Consider the following 19,743-nt stretch of genomic DNA (forward strand, 5'->3'; position numbering starts at 1 on the left):
GATCACATAGGTGACCTCCGGGATGGATGGCGTCGCGCCCTGCATGACGCCGAATCTAGCAAGGGCCACCGGACCGCGGCAAAGACGGGACGCCCCGGGTGACGAGGACCGTCTTTCGCTCACCGCGGGTTTTAGTCGACGGTGCGTGCCGTGTCGCCGAGTACGCTGCGCTGGGCGTCGAATCCTCGTCCTCTCGGGACACCCCCACATGGACGACACGGCCCCGGACGCCGGGCGGAGTGGACCGCGTTTCTCCTCGCCGCCCGAGCGCGCCAGCGTCCCGTGACGTCCCACCGCTTACAGAGAGAAGAGAATGAGCACCGACAGCATCGCCGACGAGATCAAGTTCGCCTACTGGGTCCCGAACGTCAGTGGCGGCCTCGTCACCAGTGACATCGAGCAGCGCACCAACTGGGAGTTCGAGTACAACAAGAAGCTCGCGCAGACCGCCGAGCGCGTCGGCTTCGAGTACGCACTGTCCCAGGTCCGCTACATGGCGTCCTACGGCGCGGAGTACCAGCACGAGTCGACCTCGTTCTCGCTGGCACTGCTGATGGCGACCGAGAAGCTGAAGGTGATCACCGCCATCCACCCCGGCCTGTGGCACCCGGCCGTGCTGGCGAAGTTCGGCGCGACCGCGGACCACCTGTCGAACGGGCGCTTCGCGATCAACGTCGTCTCCGGCTGGTTCTCGGGCGAGTTCAAGGCCCTCGGCGAGCCGTGGCTCGAACACGACGAGCGCTACCGTCGCAGCGCCGAGTTCCTCGAGGTGATCCGCAAGATCTGGACCGAGGACAACGTCGAGTTCGCCGGCGACTTCTACCGGATCCGCGACTTCACGCTGAAGCCGAAGCCGCTCAACACCCCCGAGCGCCCGAATCCCGAGTTGTTCCAGGGCGGCAACTCGACGGCGGCACGTCGCAACGGCGGACAGTTCGCCGACTGGTACTTCTCCAACGGCAAGGACTTCGACGGCGTCACCGAGCAGATCGAGGATCTGCGCTCGGTCGCCCAGGCACACAACCGGTCGACCAAGTTCGGCCTCAACGGGTTCATCATCGCGCGTGACACCGAGAAGGAAGCGCACGACACCCTGCGCGAGATCATCGAGAAGGCGAACAAGCCTGCGGTGCAGGGTTTCCGGGACTCCGTGCAGCAGGCCGGCAAGTCGACGTCGGACGGCAAGGGCATGTGGGCGGACTCGACGTTCGCCGACCTCGTCCAGTACAACGACGGCTTCAAGACGCAGCTGATCGGCACCCCGGAGCAGATCGCCGAGCGGATCGTCGCCTACAAGAAGCTCGGCGTCGACCTGATCCTCGGCGGCTTCCTGCACTTCCAGGAGGAGGTCGAGTACTTCGGCGAGAAGGTCATGCCGTTGGTGCGCGAGATCGAGGCCTCGGAGAAGGTCCCGGCCTGACGCCATGACACTCGCCACGCCGACGACCCGGATCGAGACCACCACCGACGCAGTGGACGCCGCGCGCGTGATCGGCGGCTGTCCCGGTCCGGGTGCGTCGGCGCGGTTGCGGGATTCCGGGCTCCTCGGCGTGGTCCTCGCGCCCGCCGACGGCGGGGTCTCCCCGTCGACGGCGACCGAGGTGGTCCGGGTCCTGGCGGTCTCCCATCTCGACCTGGCGCGGCAGGTTCGTCGCTCCCTGATCGACGGCGACGAGTCGGTCGGGCACGACCTCGTCGCCCGCCTGCTGGACACCGCGCTGGAGACGGGGTCTGCGGCAGCCGCGTTGCACGGGGTGATCGCGGCCGCGCGGGAACTCGACGGGGCCGGGAGCACCGCCCGCCCCCGACTCGGTGAACTCGCGACGGCCGTCAGCGCGGCCGAGGCCACCCTCGCCCGCGCCGGGGTCGCGGTCGACGCCGTGCGGACCTCGCCCGACGATCCCGACCTGCTCCGCGACGAGGCACACGCCGCGCTGGCCGTGGCGACGGTGCTCGCGAGTCGAGCGGCGACAGACGCCGCGCAGGCACTGATCCATGTGAGCACCGCGGCCGTACACGGGGACACCGCGGGCGCATCCGGCGACACCGCTGATCTCGACCTGCTCGGCGGGTGGGTCCTCACCGGTCGCATCGCCCGCTGACCAGCGGTCGGGGTGTTCGCGAACCCCGCCGGATGTCCGACCGCTGATCTAGGCTCGTCAGCCATGACGACCTCGATCTCGACCGACGCGGAGTTCCTCGCGATCACCGAGCCCTATCGGCGTGAGATCATGGCGCACTGCTACCGGATGATGGGCAGCCACCACGACGCCGAGGACCTGGTCCAGGAGACCTACATCCGCGCGTGGCGCGGTTACGCCGGATACGACCAGCGCGCGTCCGTGCGGACCTGGCTGCACAAGATCGCCACCAACACCTGTCTCACCGCGTTGGAGAGCAAGAAGAAGCGCCCACTCCCGTCCGGGCTCGGCAGTGACGCCCACGACCCGAGCGACACGCTTGTGATGGACAAGGAGGTGCCGTGGCTCGAACCGTGGTCCGGCACCGACGAGGTCGCGCCCGCCGAGACCGCCGACCCCGCCACGGTCGTCGACTCACGGGAGTCGATCCGTCTCGCGTTCATCGCCGCGCTGCAGCATCTGCCGGAACGTCAGCGCGCCGTGCTGATCCTGCGGGACGTCCTGCAGTGGCGCGCCGCCGAGGTCGCGTCGACGCTCGACCTGAGTGTCGCCACCGTCAACAGCCTGCTGCAGCGCGCCCGGGCACAGGTGAAGAACAGTGCCCCGCAGCGGGATTCGACCCGCGAACCCGACGACGCGGTGCAGCGCGAGACTCTCGCCCGCTACGTGGCGGCCTTCCAGGACTATGACGTCGACGCCATCGTCGCGATGTTCACCGCGTCGTCGATCTGGGAGATGCCGCCGTTCACCGGATGGTACGAGGGCGGCGACGCCATCGGCACGCTCATCCGGAAGAACTGCCCGGCGGAGAAGGCCGGCGACCAGATTCTGCTGCCCACCATCGCCAACGGGCAGCACGCGTACGGGCTCTACATGCTCGACAAGGAGTCGGGCGAACATCTGCCGTTCCAGCTGCAGGTGCTCGAACTGTCCGACGACGGGCGCACCGTCGACCATGCGGTGGTGTTCTTCGACGACGACACCGAGGCCCTGTTCGCGCGCTTCGGGCTCCCTGCACGGCCGGCGACCTGACCGCTGCACGTCTCCGACTTCTGCCGGATGCGGTGGGGGACGCCGATGGGTGACGATGTCCTCGTCATGAGCCTGCCCCTGCCCTACCCGAGCGTCCCGGCGCCGGAGCCGCCACGCGTCCGACGGCCCTGGCTGCCCGGCGTGGTGCAGGCCGAACTCGACGGCGACCCGCGACCGTTGCACGGTCGACGGACCTCCCGCGACGTCGTCGTCGACGCGCTCGTCATCGTGCTGGCGGCCGGGATCGGTGTGGTGGCTGCGGTCCCGGGCATCGGTGGCAACACGCTGTCGCTCTGGCCGGACCTCGTCGTCGGGACGGTCGCCTGCGCGGCGTTGGCGTGGCGACGTCGGTGGCCGCTGCAGATCGCGGTGGTGACCAACCTCGTCTGCATCCCGTTCACCGCGGTCGCCGGTGCCGCCTACCTCGCAACCTTCTCGCTCGCCGTCCACCGACCGCTCCGGTACGCGGCGGCCGTCGGTGTCCTCGGCGTCGTCGCCGCACAGCTCAACCTGGTGCTGGTCGCGGGCACGTCGGGGACTCAGTTCTGGATCGCCCTCGCCTTCAGCGTCCTGCTCACCGGCGGGGCGATCGGATGGGGCACCTCGATCCGCAGCCGCCGTCAGCTGTTGATCTCGTTGGCCGAACGCGCTCGACGGGCCGAGTCCGAACAGCGCGAACGCCTCGCCGCCGCCCGTGCCGGCGAGCGGGAACGGCTGGCGCGCGAGATGCACGACGTCCTCGCCCACCGCATGAGCCTGTTGTCGGTGCACGCCGGTGCGCTCGAGTACCGACCCGACGCACCCCCCGAGGACATCGCCCGCGCGGCCGGCGTGATCCGCGGCGGGGTCCACCAGATGCTCGACGACCTGCGTGACGTCATCACGATGCTCCGCGACAGCACCGACGACCTCACCGTCCGGCCGCAGTCCCTCGTCGACGTGGAGAACCTCCTCGCCGAGGGCCGCAGCACCGGGGCCCAGATCACCCCGCACATCGACATCGACGAACCCGCCGAGATCCCCGGCGTCGTCGGGCGGGCCGCCTACCGCGTGGTGCAGGAGGGACTCACCAACGCGCGCAAGCACGCCGGCTCCGTCCCGGTCTCCGTCGACGTCGTGGGCGGCCCCGGACGCGGCCTCCGGGTGACCGTCAGTCAACCGCTCAACCACTCGGCCGATCACCACCCCATCCCCGGCACGGGCACCGGCCTGACGGGTCTCGAAGAGCGGGTGACGCTGGCCGGCGGGACCCTGCACCACGGAGTCGTCGAGCACCGGTTCGTCCTCGACGCGCACCTGCCGTGGCAGTCGGGAGCCGTCGCGTGACCCGCGTCGTGCTCGCCGACGACGAGTGGCTCGTCCGCGCAGGCATCGCCACGATGATCGGCGGCGAACCCGACATCGAGGTGGTCGGTGAGGCCGCAGACGGATCCGGCGTCGTCGACCTGGTGCGGGAGACGGCCGCAGACGTGGTCCTGATGGATCTGCGCATGCCGAAGGTGAACGGCATCGACGCGACCGCCGCCGTCCGCGACCTGCGGGATCCTCCGCACGTCATCGTGCTCACGACGTTCGACGCCGACGACCTGGTTGTGCGGGCGCTACGGGCGGGCGCGTCGGGATTCCTGCTGAAGGACACCCCACCCGGTGACCTGATCGCCGCGATCCGGGCCGTCGTCGCGGGCGACCCGATCCTGTCACCGACCGTGACGCGGCGATTGATCGACCGGATCACCGGCCCCGAACGCGACGAGCGATGCGCCGCCGCGCAGCGGCAGCTGGCCGAGCTGACCGCGGGTGAGATGCGGGTGGCGACCGCTGTCGCGCAAGGTCTGTCGAATGCGGACATCGCGCGGGAACTGTTCGTCACGGTGGCGACGGTGAAGAGTCACATCTCGCACATCCTCGACAAGCTGCAGCTCACCAACCGTGTGCAGATCGCGCTCGTCGTGCACGACGCCGGTCGGGACTCCTGACGACGCCGACCGCGCGGATCGTGCGAGGGGTCAGGCGACCGCGCGGATCGCGGTGGTGCGCGCCGGGGATGCGGGGGCGGGACGGGCGACCGCGCCGGCCATCTCCGTGAGGAGGTCGACGAGTTCGCCACCGAGTGCGCGGGTGACGGCACCCACGACCTCCGACGACGCCTCCTTGCGACCCCGCTCGACCTCGGACAGGTACGTCATGGACACACCGGCTCGGTCGGCGACGTCCTTGAGCGTGCGCTGCTGGCGCTGACGTGCGGCACGCAGCGTGGCCCCGAGCAGTTCGCGCAGCAGCGGGGCAGCGACCGCTTCCGTGGTGCCCTCGTCCGCGGGGACCACATGCAGATCGGTCATCGGTGCCTCCTTCTCACGCGCGCGCGTCCCACCCGGCCGGGACCTTGCTGCCACGGTAGTGGCGGCAGCGCCGGCCGCGCCGCCCGCGACACGGGTGTTTCGCTCACAGCGGAAGGTCGGCGACGGCCTCGACGCGGCGTTCGAGGCCGTCGAGCAGCACCGACAACCCGTAGGCGAGTTCGTCGTCGTAGAAGGTCGACGCGTCACCCGCCGCGATCTCGCGCGCCGCTGCCGTGAGGGCAGGGAGGCGACCGGTGTCCCCGACGAGCGCGAGGATGCCCGTCTCGTACGAGCGGTCGTCGGGCGCGGGCGTGCCGTCGGTCCGCAACGCACCGAGCTGAGCGGCCTGCCGCACGTGGTTGCGGACGAAGCCGTCGAGCACCAGCAGCGAACTGAGGACGGCACGGGCCGACAGCCCGGTGCCGTCGAAGGCAGCGACACCCGCATCGGTCCACCCCAGGATGTTCGGTGTCGCCGGCGGGGTGGTGAGGGGGATCTCGACGATCCACGGCCGCGCCGACAGGCCCGCCGCGACAGCCCGTGTCCACGACTCGACGCGCTCGCGCCAGCTCTCGCCGGTGGCGACGTCGTCGGGACACGGCCCGTAGCCCTCGTCGAGCACCACTGCGAGCAGTTCGTCCTTGCTGTCGACGTAGCGGTAGAGCGACATGGTCGTCATCCCGAGTTCCTGCGCGACCGCCTTCATCGAGATCGCGTCCGGCCCACCCCGATCGGCCAGTCGGGTACCGGCGGCGCCGATGTCCCGGATCCCGACGCCCGGCTTCGGACCGCGCCGGGTTCCCGTCGACCGCTCCCACAACAGCTCGAGATAGCGCGGGATCGCCACGTCATCGCTGCTCACCGGGCCATCGTAACAAACTGCTTGCGGTATACGCAGATACGCATCTACTGTGCGTACGACATAAACAGTGGACTACGTACACAGTGAGGATCCCGATGATCACGACCCGTTCCCCCTGGTGGGGCCTTCTCGCGCTGTTCCTGCCGATGCTGATCGTCTCGATGGACGTGTCGGTGCTGTTCTTCGCGGTGCCGGACATCGCCGCCGATCTCCGGCCCTCGCCCGCCCAGCAGCTGTGGATCTTCGACATCTACGGGCTGGTGCTGGCCGGTCTGCTGCTCACGATGGGCGCTGTCGCCGACCGCGTCGGCCACCGACGGGTGCTGGTCGTCGGCGCGGCGCTCTTCTCCGGTGCGTCGCTGCTCGCCGCGTACTCGACGAGCGCCGAGATGCTCATCGGCGCCCGGGCCGTCCTCGCCATCGCCGGCGCGACACTGATGCCGTCGACGCTCGCGCTCATCCGGCACCTGTTCACCGACGACGGCGCCCGCGCCAAGGCAATCGGAGCGTGGTCCGCGGTGATGGCGGGCGGGGTCGCCGTCGGGCCGATCGTGAGCGGGCTGCTGCTGGAGCACTTCTGGTGGGGGTCGGTGTTCCTCGTCAACATCCCGGTGATGGTCGCGCTGCTCGTCGCGGCGCCTCTGCTGCTGCCCGGCGGGACGGGCGATCGCAGCCGCCGGATCGACGTCGTCAGCGCAGCACTGGCTCTCGGCGCGATCCTGCCGATCGTGGGTGCGATCGAGGCACTCGGGACCGACGGCCTCACGCCCACGGCACTCGCGGTGTTGACCACGGGTCTCGCGATCGGGGCGGTATTCGTGCAGCGCCAACTCGTCATCCCGCATCCGCTGATGGATCTCCGACTCTTCGCCGACCGACGCCTCGCGTCGTCGATCGTCGTCAACCTGATGGCGATGTTCGGGATCGTCGGCAACGCCGTCCTCGTCACGCAGTACCTGCAGTCGGTGCTCGGGTACTCGCCGCTCACGGCAGCCCTGTGGAGCCTCGCTCCCACCGTCGTGGTCGCGGCGGTCGCGCCTGCGTCGACGACCCTCGCGGCCCGATGGGGCCGCCCCGCGGTGATGGCCGGCGGACTCGCCGTGGCTGCGACGGGCTTCCTGATCACCTGGGGCGGTGGGACATCGGCACTGTGGGTGATGCTCGCCGCCAGCACTCTCATCGCGGGAGGTCTCGTCGCCGCGGCCACCGTCGTCGCCGACCACGTCGTCGGCGTGGCGCCCGCGGACCGAGCGGGTGCCGTCGCCGGGATGCTCGAGACGAGCAGCGAGCTCGGCGGCGGGATCGGGATCGCCGTGCTGGGCAGCGTGCTCACCGCCGTGTACCGCGCGACGGTCGACACCTCGGTTCCCGGCGTGTCCGGGGCCGCGGCCGACGGGCTCGGCGGTGCGGTGGCGACCGCGGCCCGCCTGGGCGGCGACGCGGGTCGTGGCGTTCTCGACGCCGCCCGCGTCGCGTATGTCGACGGGATGCACGTGACGTCGACCTGTGCGGCCGGACTGCTGATCGTCACCGCTCTGCTCACCCTCTCGGTCCGGGATCGCGTGCCGGCGGCACAGGCCGCTCGGTCATGATGGGCGCATGGGAGTGATCTATCTCGTCCGTCATGGTCAGGCCGACGCGAAGGCGTACGGGTCGCTCGCGGCGGCACAGTCCGAGGCGGGCGGCCTGACGGATCTCGGGGCCGAGCAGGCACGGCGGGCAGGTCGCGCACTCGCCGTGCGGACCGACCGCGTCGACCACGCGGTGTCCGGATCGCTGGCACGCCAACAGCAGACGCTGCGCCACATCCTCGACGGGTTCGCCGACGCCCCGGAGCACGGCGTCGACGAGGGGTGGGACGAATACGACCTCGGCTCGATCACGTCGGGCAGCGCATCCGACGGCGGCGTCCACGGCGCCGGGTTCCAGGCCCGACTCGACGAGGACCTCCGCACCTGGGTCGCGGCGTCCTCGACGGAGGAGGGCTCGTATCGGGCGTATCGCGCCCGCGCCGACCGGTCGCTGGAACGGCTGGCAGCACAGGCAGGTTCGGGTCGAACGGTGGTCGCGGTGTCGTCGGCGGGGACGATCGCCGCGGTCGTCGCATCGCTGTGGGGTCTCGACGACGAGACGTGGGTGGCGGTGGCCAGGACGATGATCAACACCTCGGTCACCAAGCTCCTCGCCGGCCGATCGGGGGTGTCGGTGGTCTCGGTCAACGACCACGCCCACCTCGACCTCGTCGCCGACCGAGACGTGATGACGTTCCGATGAGCGGACACGACCTGTCGGTGCTCGAGTACCTGCGACGTCACGTGGCGGGGACGCTCGATCCCGACGACCGCACGTTCCTGCGGTACCCCACGGCGATCTCCCTGCTGCTCGGGTTCCAGATCACCGAGATCGACGCGGGGACCGCCACCCTGACGGTCGTGACCGACCCGGACCTGCACAGCAACCAGCAGGGCACGGTGCACGGCGGGTTCATCGGTGAACTCGCCGACGCGGCGATCGGGACCGCTCGATCGACCACCGTCAGCCCCGGCGAGTCGTTCACCAGCATCGACCTGCGCATCACGTTCCTGCGGCCGATGTTCGCCGGGACCCTCACCGCGCGCGCGTACCCGACGCACATCGGGGCGACGGTGCAGCACTACGCATGTGACATCACCCGCGACGACGGCAAGACCGTCGCCACGGCGACCAGCACCGTCCTGACGCTCCGAGGCGACAAGGCGGTGGGCCGATGAGTTCCGACGCCGGCATGAGTCCACATCAGCGACAACCCCACCACGCGGAGGAACGATCACGATGAGCAGGACGAACCTGTCGATGTCCATCTCGGCCGACGGCTACGTCGCCGGTCCGGACCAGAGCGCCGACAACCCCCTGGGGGTCGGCGGTCCGGCATTGCACCGCTGGCACATCGGCCCCGACGCCGGCCACCCCGTGAATCAGCAGGTCATGTCGGACATGATGGACGGGATGGGTGCGACCATCATGGGCCGCAACATGTTCGGTCCCATCCGCGGGGACTGGGGCGACTCCGACTGGCGTGGTTGGTGGGGCGACGAACCGCCGTATCACTGCCCGGTGTTCGTGCTGACCCACCACGCCCACGACCCCATCGAGATGCAGGGCGGGACGACCTTCCACTTCGTCACCGACGGCATCGAATCCGCCTACCGCCAGGCCGTCGACGTCGCGGATGGTCGCTCGATCTCGATCGCCGGCGGCGCGTCGTGCGCACGCCAGGCCATCGCGGCAGGATTCGTCGACGAGATCGACCTGCAGGTCAGCGGCGAGATCCTCGGCGGCGGCGAGCGACTGTTCGACGGGTTCGCCCCGGGCGCACCCGCACTCGAACTGGTCCGGGTCCTCGAAGCACCACCCAGCACCGTGCATCTGCGCTATCGCGTCATCCGCTGACCGATCAGTACATCTAGGCGGCCGCGTCGCCCGGTCGCGCCGGCGCTCGGGAGCGGTGTTCGTGGCCGGTGGGTGTGCGGACCAGGGCTTCGTGTCGGCCGTGGTCGTCGGTGGCGGTGGTGACCTGCCAGCCGGGGTTCTCTTTCTGTCTGTTGTGGGTGCGGCATTCACCGAGGCCGTTGTCAGCGGTGGTCGGCCCGCCGGTGTGATGGGGGTGGGCGTGGTCGATCTCGGCGATCGGGGCGTCGCAATAAGGAATCCGACACGACACGTCGCGGCGGGTCAGGAACTGGCGTAGGCCTGTCGGGAACAGCCGCGCCCGGGATTCCATCGCGACCAGCGCCCCAGTCTCGGGTGCGGCGAACAACCTGCGCAGAGTGACTGTCGTGTCGTGGTCGAGTGCGTCGCCGATCAGATCCCGCGCGGTGGCGGCGGGGATCGGGCCGTAGCCCGGAACATCCGCCGCGGCGTCACTTGCACCGGCGAGAACGTCCGCGGGTGTGACGACATCGACCGCGAGGGCGACTTTCGCCGGCACTGCCACACCGGTGAGGCGACGCAGCAGGGTGTCGGCCATCACCTGGGCGTGGGTGCGGTCGTCGGACTGACAGATCAGGTCAGCTTGCTTCGTCAGGGCGGCGTAGGCGGCGATGCCCGCGGTCATCGGCAACAGCGCAGACAGTTGCACCATCGCATCCGGTTTCGGCCGCAGGCTCACCCGCCGATCCTTCGGGGCGCTGGCGTTGCGGTCGACCACGGCGTGCGGGTCACGGGAGTAGGCGATCTGCTTCGCCAGCGCCTCCACCGCCCGATCGCCGACACCGTCGAGGGTGGCGGGATCCGCGCACAGGGCGTCGTCGATCGCGCGACGGTCCTCCACCTGCAGATACCCGGTTTCGCGGACCAGGATGGTGGCCCGCCACTCCGACAAGGACCCGTCTCGGAGACGTGCGAAGGTGTTGGGCATCTCGCCCATCGCGCGGGCGAACCCCAGATGCCGACCGCCGGCGTTACCCGACACCCGCCGCGCCAATGCGACCTCCGCGGACAGTCCGCGGCAGCGTCGTTCGACGGGCACACCCGCCTCTGCCTCCGCGGCGGACCGCAACTCCTGAAACCGCAGGGTGTCGCCGGCTTGCCCGGCGGCACACACCGCCTTGATCGACTCCATCAGCGAGATGCGGTCGATCGCCTCGGCCTCATCACCGGCGGCCGGTAGGTCGGCCAGCACGGCCATGACACCACGCAGCGCCTCGCGGGCGTCGACGATGCCGGTGTGCTCCATACGCACATGTGTACACGAGGGGTCCGACAATCCCCGAGGCCCAAACACGGCCAACCGCAACCGAATTGAATGTCACACGTACCCGTGACGGTCTCTCACGTACCCGTGCCGGTCCCACACGTACCCGTGCCGGTCCTGTGTCGGAGCGATCGGTCAGCCCAGGGCGCGGAGACCCTCGGCCATGAACTCCTGGGTCGCCTCGGCGGCCTTCTCGGCCCCCTCGCCCGATGACGATCCCTGCAGCGCGCGGTAGGCGATGCCCTCGCCGATAACACCGAGTTTGAAGTTCGCCAGGGCGAGATAGAAGTCCCAGTGCGCCATCTCGACGCCGGCGGCGGTCGCGTAGCGCTGCGCGAGCTCGTCGGTGTCGGGGTAGCGGGGGCTCGTCCACGCGGCCGAGAGCCCCAGCACCCTGTCGAAGATCGGCTGGCGGTAGACGCACATCAGCGCGACGTCGGTGATCGGGTCACCCAGTGTCGACATCTCCCAATCCACCACCGCACGAACGACGCCCGGGTCGTCGGCGTCGAGGATGGTGTTGTCGACGCGGAAGTCCCCGTGCACGATCGCGTTCGCGGAGTCGGTCGGGATGTTCTCCGCCAGCAGGCCGGCGAGCCTCTCCACGTCCGGCAGTTCGCGGGTCTTCACCAAGCCCCACTGCCGCGTCCAGGTCTTCACCTGACGCGCGACGAACCCCTCCGGACGACCGAACTCGCCGAGCCCGACGGCCTGGTGGTCGACCGCGTGCAGATCGGCCAGGGTGCGGATCAACGCGTCCACGTTGCGGTCCACCGCCGCGTCGTCGAGCGCATCGAGCTCCGACGCACTGCGGATCACCGTGCCCTCGACGAACTCGACGACGGTGCAGGGTGCGCCGAGGACGGTGCCCTCGGCGTCGAACGCGACCGTCCGCGCCACCGGGACCGCCGTGCCCTGCAACGCCGACGTCACCGTCCACTCGCGGTTCATGTCATGTGCCGACGGCGTCAGACCACTCGTCGGTGGGCGACGCACCACCCACCTCGTCGTCCCGTCGGTGACCCCGAACGTCAGGTTCGAGCGCCCACCGGAGATGAGATGGACATCGAGATCGCCGGCCACCTCGACCCCGGACTCGACGAGGAACGACCGCAGGGCAACGGGATCCATGCCCGGCAACGGCGTCGTGCCTGTCATCGCGCCTCCTGCGCCTGCTGCTTCTTCGCCGCACGTCCGACGGCCCGCTTGGCGATCGCCCAGCGATGGACCTCCGAGGCCCCGTCGTAGATGCGGAAGGGCCGCAGCTCAGCCTGCAGACGCGCCAGCGGGAGGTCGTCGGTGACGCCCGACCCGCCGCACATCTGGATGGCGCGGTCGACGACCCGCGAATACGCCTCGGCGGCGAACGTCTTGGCGATCGACGTCTCGTTGCTGGCGTGACGGCCGAGATCCAGCTCGTGGCAGGCCTTCACCAGCAGCGCCCGCGACGCGGCGAGGTCGATCTCGTTGTCGGCAACCATCTGCTGGATCATGCCGAGGTCGCCGAGCCGCCCCCCGAACGCCCGGCGGCGTGCGACGTAGTCGACCCCGACCTCGTGCGCACGGACGGCGACGCCGAGCCACCGCATCACGTGCGTCATCCGCGCGGGACCCAGACGTACCTGCGCATAGCGGAAGCCCTCGTCGACCTCGCCGAGGACGTTCTCGTCGGGGACGAACAGGTCGCGGAACCTGATCTCGCAGTGCCCGCCCAGCCCGGCGCGGTCGGTGGTGCCCATGTGCCGCACGATCTCGATGCCCTCGTCCGGCGCGGGTGCGAGGAACATCGTCGCTCCCCCGCTCTCACCGGGCGAGCCCGACGTGCGGGCCATGATGATGAAGAACCCTGCGCCGTCGGCGCCGGTGATGAACCATTTGTGGCCGGTGATCGACCACCCGCCGGGGACCCGCGTCGCCGCGGTGGTCAGCGCCGAGGGGTCCGATCCCGCACCGGGTTCCGGCTCGGTCATCGCGAACGCCGAGCGGACGTCGCCGGTGGCCAGCGGGGCGAGGAACTGCTCCTTCTGCGCCGGCGATGCGATGTGGGACAGCATGTGCACGTTGCCCTCGTCGGGTGCACCGATGTTCAGGGCGATCGGCCCGAACACCGAACGTCCGCCGGCCTCGAACACCGGTGCGCGGTCGGACATGTTCAGGCCGAGGCCGCCGTACTCGACCGGCGCGTGGGGGGCGAAAACACCTGCCGCCTTCGCCTTCTCCTGCAGCTCGATGCGCAGGTGCTCGCCACCGGCCTTCTCGAAGTCGCCGTCGAACTCCTCCTCGACGGGCAGTACGACGTCGGCGATGAACGCCTGTGTCGCCTCGATCGTCCGCTGAACCTCGTCGTCGTACCGCAGGTCGACAGCCATTGTCGCTCAGGCTCCTTCGTTGCCGATGGGTGATGTGTCCCGGTCGCCGGTGTACCCGACGGCCGCACGCGCGATCCGCCCGAACCGTGCGACGATCTCGTCGGCGGACAGCCGACCGTCGGGGCGGTACCAGGTCGAGACGCCGACGCACATCGTGGTGATCGCCCGTCCCGTGTCCGCGGGGTCGCCGGTGACGAAGACGCCGGCGCGGACCCCGTCGCGGATGAGGTCGTCGACGATGCCCTGCAACTTGCGGCGCTTCTGCGTGTAGACCGGGCGGTAGTCGGGTTCCAGGCTGCGGATCTCCGACGATCCGATGAACGCCTGTGCACGACGGTGGATGTGGAACTGCAGCAGCACCTCGACGACGGCGTCGTAGCGGTCGACCGGGTCGTCGGACGCCGCGTCGAGCGCGCTCTCGGTCCGCCACGTCAGGTCGTTCATGGTCATCTCGAGCAGGCCCTGCAGCAGCGACTGCTTCGACGGGTAATGGTGGTAGAGGCCGGGCACCGAGAGCCCCGCGCGGCCGGCGATCTCTCGCACCGACGTGCCGTGGTAGCCCTGTTCCTCGAAGGCGGCGAGCGCGGCGGCGAGGGGTGCGGAGAGTTCCGACCGGTCGTAGTCGCGCCAGGGCTCCGTGACGGTCGCGCGCGCGTCGTCGGTCATGGCCTTCAACTTAGACCCGACGACCCGCTGGGTGGACGCGGACCCTACCGAGCGTTCGCACGGGAGGAGGCTTGGATCGCTGACCAGCGTGTCACGTCCCGCAGAACGTCCGGAACCGGTCGTCGAACCCGTCCGGCGCGGGGAGCGCGAACCGGGGGTCGGCGGGCACGTCGAACGGATGGGTCACCGCGTCCAGGAACGCGTGGAACGGCGTGAGGTCGCCGGCCTCGGCCGCACGCAGCGCCTCGTCGACGAGATGGTTCCGCGGGACGACGATCGGGTTCACCGCATCCATCGCGTCGGCGGTCGCCGTCGTCGCACGGTCGCCCAAAACGCCGAACCAGCGGTCGAGCCAGTCGCGGGTGGCGTCGGCGGGCGCGAGGGTCGAGGCCTCCGTCGACTCGTGGCCGGACGCGTGCGCCCACAGGTCGACCGAGAGGGCACGGAAGAACCCCGTGTGGTCGACGCGCTGCTCGCGCATCAGCGTCTCGAGATCGGTCAGCAGGGCCGACTGCGTGTCGTCGAGCGGCGACGGATCGTCGGCGGCGCGCACTCCGATCTTGCGAGCCATGACCGCGGCGAGGTGGTGCTCGTACCGCGCCGCGTAGGTGGCCAGCGACTCGGTGAGTCGGCCGATCGCCGCGTCGGCGTCGACCTCGCCGTCGTCGCGTGCACCCACCAGCGGGATGAGCGACTCGGCGAATCGTGCGAGGTTCCAACCGATCACCGCCGGCTGGTTGCCGAACGCGTACCGCCCGACGGTGTCGATGGAGCTGTAGACGGTGCCGGGGTCGTGGGCGTCGAGGAACGCGCACGGCCCGTAGTCGATGCTCTCCCCGGAGATCGTCGTGTTGTCGGTGTTGAGCACCCCGTGGATGAACCCGACGCCGGTGTACCGCGCGATCAACGACGCCTGGGCATCGAGGACGCGCTCGAAGAACGCGACGACGCGATCGGGGACATCGTCGATCGTGAGCAGATCCGGGTGGTGCCGGGCGATGGCGTGGTGCGTGAGGTCGACGACGAGCGGGCCACGGCGGACCGCGAACTCGAAACTGCCGACCCGCAGATGACTGGCCGCGATCCGGGCGAGCACCGCGCCGGGCTCCGGACCCTCCCGCTGCACCGACTCACCCGTCGACGTCACCGCCAGCGACCGCGTCGTCGGCACACCGAGCGCGTGCATCGCCTCGGACACGAGGTACTCCCGCAGCATCGGACCGAGCACCGCCTTGCCGTCGCCGCCGCGCGCGAACGGCGTGCGCCCGGATCCCTTGAGGTGCAGGTCGTGTCGAATGCCGTCGGCGGCGACGAGTTCGCCGAGCAGCAGCGCCCGACCGTCACCGAGCAGGGGCGAGAAGTTGCCGAACTGGTGACCCGAGTAGGCCATCGCGACGGTCGTGGTGTCGGCCGGCGGGACGGAACCGGAGAGGACGGCCGCGCCCTCCGCACCGCGGAGACGATCGGGGTCGAGGCCGAGTTCCCGGGCCAACGGCTCGTTGAGGACGACGATCTGGGGATCGGGGACGACGTCGCCGGACCACGGGACGCACATGCCCTCGAGGTCGCGCACGAAACTCGTGTCGAGGTCGACGAGGCCGCGGATCGCGGTGGGGGCGCTCATCTCGTCCAGGGTAGCCACTCGACGCCACGACGAAACCGCTCTGCAACGCCCTGCAACGCTGTCGGTGGCCACTCCGGCGCACCTACCGTCCGCTCACACCGCCACCGCTCCCACGAGGCGGACCACAGGAGGACACCATGAGGGCAGCGCGATTCCACGGCCGTGAGGACATCCGCATCGAGGACGTCGCCGAACCCGACCTCCGCCCGGGGACCGTCGCGATCGACGTCGCCTGGTGCGGCATCTGCGGCACCGATCTGCACGAGTACCTCGAGGGCCCCATCTTCACCCCGGCGCCCGGCCACCCGCACCCGCTGACCGGCGAGGACGCGCCTGTCACGATGGGCCACGAGTTCTCCGGCACCGTCAGCGCCGTCGGCGAGGGCGTCGACGACCTCGCGGTCGGGGACGGTGTCGTCGTCGAGCCGTACGTGGTGTGCGACGAGTGCCGCCCGTGCCGCGAGGGCAACTACCACCTGTGCACGCGAATGGGTTTCATCGGCCTCGCGGGCGGAGGCGGTGGACTGAGCGAGAAGGTCGTCGTGCCCCGGCGCTGGGTACACCCCGTCGGCGACATGCCCCTCGACCAGGCCGCGCTCGTCGAACCTCTCTCGGTGGCCCACCACGCCGTCGAACGCAGCGGTGCCCGCGCCGGACAGACGGCGCTCGTGGGCGGCTCCGGCCCGATCGGCCTGCTGGTCGCGGCGGTGCTCCGCGGACTGGGGGTCACCGTCATCGTCTCCGAGGTGAGCGCCGCGCGGATCGAGCGGGCGCGGGGCGTCGCCGACCACGTGCTGAACCCCCGCGACGGGGCGATCGGGGACCGGGTCCGCGACCTCACCGACGGCCTCGGCGCCGATCTGGGTTTCGAGTGCGCCGGGGTGAACCAGGTGCTCGACGACGTGCTCGACGCCGTCCGTCCCGCCGGTGTGGTGGTCAACGTGTCGATCTGGGGTGCGCCCGCGACCGTCGACATGCAGAAGCTGGTCCTCAAGGAGATCGACCTGCGCGGCACCATCGCCTACGTCCGCGACCACGCCGCCGCGATCGCGCTGGTGCAGGACGGGACCGTCGACCTCGCACCGTTCATCACCGGGCGCATCGGTCTCGACGACCTGGTCGAGGACGGCCTGCGCACCCTGATCGACCACAACGACACCGCGGTGAAGATCCTGGTCAGCCCGTCGGCGTAGCGGTCAGAAGCCGCCCGCCACGCGCACCAGGGTCCGCCCGATCCGTTCGCCGCGCTTGATCTCGGCCAGCGCCGAGTCGACGTCGGAGACGGCCACCTCGGTGGTGATCCGGTCGAGGTGGGGTGGCCGGAGGTCGTCGGCGAGACGCGCCCACAGCGCGCGACGCCGCTCGATCGGGGCCTGCACCGAGTCGATCCCGAGGAGTGCCACGCCGCGCAGGATGAACGGCATCACCGTCGTCGGGAGGCCCGCGCCGCCGGTCAGTCCACTCGCGGCGACCGCACCGCCGTAGCGGATCGTCGAGAGGACCCACGCGAGCGTCGGTCCGCCGACGCAGTCGACTGCCGCGGCCCACGTCTCGCTGCCGAGCGGTTTGATCTTCGCGTCGGGGTCCTCGGGGACGCGGCCGATCACCTCGGCGGCGCCGAGCTCCATCAGCAGGTCCCGGGCATGGTCCTTGCCGCTGGACGCGACCACCTCGTACCCGAGGCCGGCCAGCAGATCGACGGCGACGATGCCGACGCCACCCGATGCGCCGGTGACGAGCACCTTGCCGTCGTCGGGTCGCAGTCCGCGGTCGACGAGGGCGGCGACGCTCATCGCGGCGGTGAAGCCGGCGGTGCCGATCGTCGCGGCCTCGGCGGGGCTCAGTCCGTCGCCGAGCGCGACGATCTCCTCGGCGGGACCGACGGCACGTTCGGCGTACCCGCCGTGACGCGAGACCCCGGTGGCGTAGCCGTGGAGCAGGACGGGATCGCCCGGGGCGAACGACGGGTCGTCGCTGGAGGCGACGGTGCCGGCGAGGTCGATGCCGGGGACGATCGGGTAGTTGCGGACCACCCCGCCCTTCGGCGTGATCGCCAACGCGTCCTTGTAGTTGACCGACGAGTGCGTGACGTCGATGCGGACGTTCCCGTCGGGCAGGAAGCTGTCGTCCACCGTCTCGGTCTGCAGGACGATGTCGCCGTCGGACTCGCGGGCCACGCGTGCGGAGAATGTGCTCACCGGATCGACGCTAGCGTGTGGGCGTGCGCACCCACGACGACATCGTCATCGGAGCCGGCCACAACGGACTGACCGCCGCCGCCTTCCTCGCGCGGGCGGGTCGTCGGGTGCTGGTGCTCGAACGGTCTGATCACGTCGGCGGTGCCGCGATCTCGGCGGAGGTGTTCCCCGGTGTCGCGGCACGGTTGTCGCGCTATTCGTATCTGGTCTCCCTGCTGCCCCACCATGTGATCGCCGATCTCGACCTCGATCTGCGCCTCGTCCGGCGTCGGTACTCGTCGTACACGCCGATCCCTGGTGACCCCGGACGCGGGATCCTCGTCGACGCCCACGACGACGACGTCACGCGCGCCTCCTTCCGCGCCGCGACCGGATCGGACGACGATTTCGTTGCGTGGCAACGGTTCTACGCCTCCATGGGTTCGGTCGCGCAGCGATTGTTCCCGACGATGACCCGACCGCTCCCCTCTCCGGAGGAGGCGCGGGAGCTCGTCGGCGAGGTGTGGTCGGATCTGGTCGACCGGCCGCTCGCGGCCTGGCTGCGGCGGGAGTTCGCCGACGACACCGTCCGGGGCATCGTCGCGACCGACGCGCTCATCGGGACCTTCGCCGACCTCGACGCCCCGTCGCTGCGACAGAACATCTGCCTGCTGTACCACCTCATCGGCAACGGGTCCGGTGACTGGGATGTGCCCGTCGGTGGGATGGGTGCGGTGACCGGAGCGCTCGCCCGCGCCGCTCTCGACGCGGGAGCCGAGATCGTCACCGGCGCAGAGGTAGTCGGCGTCGACCCCGGTGATGGGACGGTGACATGGCGGACCGCGGCCGGTGGCGACGAGGCGCGCGCGACGTCGGTGCACGCGGCGTGCGCACCGGCTGTGCTGAACGGGATGCTCGACGAACCCGTTGCGACGGAACAGAATCCGCGCGGCTCGCAACTCAAGGTGAACCTGTTGCTGACCCGACTGCCGGAACTGCGCGATCCCACCGTCGACCCGGTCGCCGCGTTCTCGGGCACCTTCCACGTCAACGAAGGCTTCGATCAGGTCCAGGCCGCCTACCGACAGGCTGCGACCGGGCAGATCCCCACGGTCCCGCCGTGCGAGATCTATTGCCACACACTGTCCGATCGCAGCATCCTCGGGCCCGGCACCGACGGGATGCAGACACTGACCCTGTTCGGGTTGCACATGTCGCCGGAGGTGTTCGCCCGTTCCGGTGCGCGCGACGAGGCGCTCGCAGCGACACTGCGGTCGCTGGACTCGGTGCTCGCCGAACCGGTGATGGACGTCGTCGCGCGGGACGCGAACGGGGATCCGTGCATCGAGGTGCGCACCCCCGTCGACCTCGAACGGTCCCCCGGACTGCCCGGCGGCAACATCTTCCACCGCTCGCTGCAGTGGCCGTGGGCGGAACGTGACGACGAGGTCGGCACGTGGGGCGTCGAGACCCGACACCCGCGACTGAGCATCGCCGGCGCAGGCGCGCGACGCGGCGGTGGCGTCAGCGGCATCCCCGGCCACAACTCGGCCCGATGGGCGCTGCAGTAGACCGGAACCCCACCCCCACCCGTCTGTTGGGCGGCAGGAGCCGTCCGTTGGGCGGTAGGAACCGTTTGTTGGGCGATTCGGCCGCTCGACCGTCCGCGGCTGCGGCGAGGGATTCGCCGTGCATCACAGATCCGTGCGGGCACCATGGAACGCATGAGTTCGTCGAGCCCATCGATCCTCGCGACGACGGAGTCCTCGCCACCCTCGTGGAGGCGTGCGGGGAAACCGGT

Annotated in this window: 19 protein-coding genes; 11 read left to right on the forward strand and 8 right to left on the reverse strand. The window is 70.4% G+C overall.

What is annotated here, in order from left to right:
* Positions 1-313 precede the first annotated feature (313 nt).
* The 5 genes from sfnG (at position 314) to ACXVUM_RS06145 (ending at position 5,149) form a co-directional block, all read left to right on the forward strand.
* Positions 314-1,420, forward strand: coding sequence for a dimethylsulfone monooxygenase SfnG (gene sfnG / locus ACXVUM_RS06125; RefSeq protein ID WP_458520946.1), 1,107 nt, complete (start codon positions 314-316; stop codon positions 1,418-1,420).
* A 4-nt stretch (positions 1,421-1,424) separates the two neighbouring features.
* Positions 1,425-2,102: a hypothetical protein gene (locus ACXVUM_RS06130; protein ID WP_458520947.1), complete on the forward strand. Its 678-nt coding sequence runs from the start codon at positions 1,425-1,427 to the stop codon at positions 2,100-2,102.
* A gap of 63 nt (positions 2,103-2,165) precedes the next feature.
* Positions 2,166-3,173: a sigma-70 family RNA polymerase sigma factor gene (locus tag ACXVUM_RS06135; RefSeq protein WP_458520948.1), complete on the forward strand. Its 1,008-nt coding sequence runs from the start codon at positions 2,166-2,168 to the stop codon at positions 3,171-3,173.
* A gap of 45 nt (positions 3,174-3,218) precedes the next feature.
* Entirely contained in the window at positions 3,219-4,499 is a 1,281-nt protein-coding gene (locus tag ACXVUM_RS06140; RefSeq protein WP_458520949.1) for a histidine kinase, read from the forward strand.
* Positions 4,496-5,149, forward strand: a complete 654-nt coding sequence (locus ACXVUM_RS06145) for a response regulator (RefSeq protein ID WP_458520950.1) — start codon at positions 4,496-4,498, stop codon at positions 5,147-5,149. The genes ACXVUM_RS06140 and ACXVUM_RS06145 overlap by 4 nt, the downstream gene beginning before the upstream one ends.
* A gap of 30 nt (positions 5,150-5,179) precedes the next feature.
* On the opposite strand, the gene ACXVUM_RS06150 is transcribed toward ACXVUM_RS06145, so the two are convergent.
* Together ACXVUM_RS06150 and ACXVUM_RS06155 are read right to left on the reverse strand one after the other, a co-directional pair.
* Positions 5,180-5,512, reverse strand: coding sequence for a helix-turn-helix domain-containing protein (locus ACXVUM_RS06150; RefSeq protein ID WP_458520951.1), 333 nt, complete (start codon positions 5,510-5,512; stop codon positions 5,180-5,182).
* A gap of 103 nt (positions 5,513-5,615) precedes the next feature.
* A complete protein-coding gene (locus ACXVUM_RS06155) occupies positions 5,616-6,374 on the reverse strand; it encodes a TetR/AcrR family transcriptional regulator (RefSeq protein ID WP_458520952.1) in 759 nt (252 codons plus the stop codon).
* Positions 6,375-6,469: 95 nt separating this feature from the next.
* Here ACXVUM_RS06155 and ACXVUM_RS06160 point away from each other — a divergent pair, with 95 nt between their 5' ends.
* From ACXVUM_RS06160 to ACXVUM_RS06175, 4 genes are all read left to right on the forward strand, one after another.
* Complete coding sequence (locus ACXVUM_RS06160) at positions 6,470-7,966, forward strand: MFS transporter (protein ID WP_458520953.1); 1,497 nt, start codon at positions 6,470-6,472, stop codon at positions 7,964-7,966.
* Between the two features lie 7 nt (positions 7,967-7,973).
* Positions 7,974-8,648: a histidine phosphatase family protein gene (locus tag ACXVUM_RS06165; protein WP_458520954.1), complete on the forward strand. Its 675-nt coding sequence runs from the start codon at positions 7,974-7,976 to the stop codon at positions 8,646-8,648.
* A 77-nt stretch (positions 8,649-8,725) separates the two neighbouring features.
* Positions 8,726-9,124, forward strand: a complete 399-nt coding sequence (locus ACXVUM_RS06170) for a PaaI family thioesterase (RefSeq protein ID WP_458522798.1) — start codon at positions 8,726-8,728, stop codon at positions 9,122-9,124.
* Between the two features lie 61 nt (positions 9,125-9,185).
* Complete coding sequence (locus ACXVUM_RS06175) at positions 9,186-9,803, forward strand: dihydrofolate reductase family protein (RefSeq protein ID WP_458520955.1); 618 nt, start codon at positions 9,186-9,188, stop codon at positions 9,801-9,803.
* Positions 9,804-9,816: 13 nt separating this feature from the next.
* Here the strand turns inward: ACXVUM_RS06175 and ACXVUM_RS06180 are convergent, their stop codons facing one another.
* The 5 genes from ACXVUM_RS06180 to ACXVUM_RS06200 form a co-directional block, all read right to left on the reverse strand.
* The gene (locus ACXVUM_RS06180) at positions 9,817-11,088 is read right to left on the reverse strand and encodes an HNH endonuclease (RefSeq protein WP_458520956.1); all 1,272 of its coding nucleotides are present in this window, start codon (positions 11,086-11,088) and stop codon (positions 9,817-9,819) included.
* Between the two features lie 153 nt (positions 11,089-11,241).
* The gene (locus tag ACXVUM_RS06185) at positions 11,242-12,264 is read right to left on the reverse strand and encodes a phosphotransferase family protein (RefSeq protein ID WP_458520957.1); all 1,023 of its coding nucleotides are present in this window, start codon (positions 12,262-12,264) and stop codon (positions 11,242-11,244) included.
* Entirely contained in the window at positions 12,261-13,475 is a 1,215-nt protein-coding gene (locus tag ACXVUM_RS06190) for an acyl-CoA dehydrogenase family protein (RefSeq protein WP_458520958.1), read from the reverse strand. The genes ACXVUM_RS06185 and ACXVUM_RS06190 overlap by 4 nt, the downstream gene beginning before the upstream one ends.
* 6 nt (positions 13,476-13,481) lie before the next feature.
* Positions 13,482-14,141: a TetR/AcrR family transcriptional regulator gene (locus ACXVUM_RS06195; RefSeq protein ID WP_458520959.1), complete on the reverse strand. Its 660-nt coding sequence runs from the start codon at positions 14,139-14,141 to the stop codon at positions 13,482-13,484.
* 91 nt (positions 14,142-14,232) lie between these two features.
* Positions 14,233-15,765, reverse strand: coding sequence for a protein adenylyltransferase SelO (locus tag ACXVUM_RS06200; protein WP_458520960.1), 1,533 nt, complete (start codon positions 15,763-15,765; stop codon positions 14,233-14,235).
* Between the two features lie 137 nt (positions 15,766-15,902).
* On the opposite strand from ACXVUM_RS06200, the gene ACXVUM_RS06205 reads away from it, so the two are divergent.
* Positions 15,903-16,958, forward strand: coding sequence for a 2,3-butanediol dehydrogenase (locus tag ACXVUM_RS06205; RefSeq protein ID WP_458520961.1), 1,056 nt, complete (start codon positions 15,903-15,905; stop codon positions 16,956-16,958).
* 3 nt (positions 16,959-16,961) lie between these two features.
* Here ACXVUM_RS06205 and ACXVUM_RS06210 read toward each other — a convergent pair whose 3' ends face one another.
* Positions 16,962-17,963: an acrylyl-CoA reductase family protein gene (locus ACXVUM_RS06210; RefSeq protein ID WP_458520962.1), complete on the reverse strand. Its 1,002-nt coding sequence runs from the start codon at positions 17,961-17,963 to the stop codon at positions 16,962-16,964.
* A gap of 23 nt (positions 17,964-17,986) precedes the next feature.
* On the opposite strand from ACXVUM_RS06210, the gene ACXVUM_RS06215 reads away from it, so the two are divergent.
* Positions 17,987-19,513 carry a phytoene desaturase family protein gene (locus ACXVUM_RS06215; protein ID WP_458520963.1) on the forward strand — a complete coding sequence of 509 codons (1,527 nt, stop codon included), beginning with the start codon at positions 17,987-17,989 and terminating at the stop codon, positions 19,511-19,513.
* Positions 19,514-19,743 lie beyond the last annotated feature (230 nt).

The organism is Williamsia sp. SKLECPSW1, assembly GCF_054332755.1.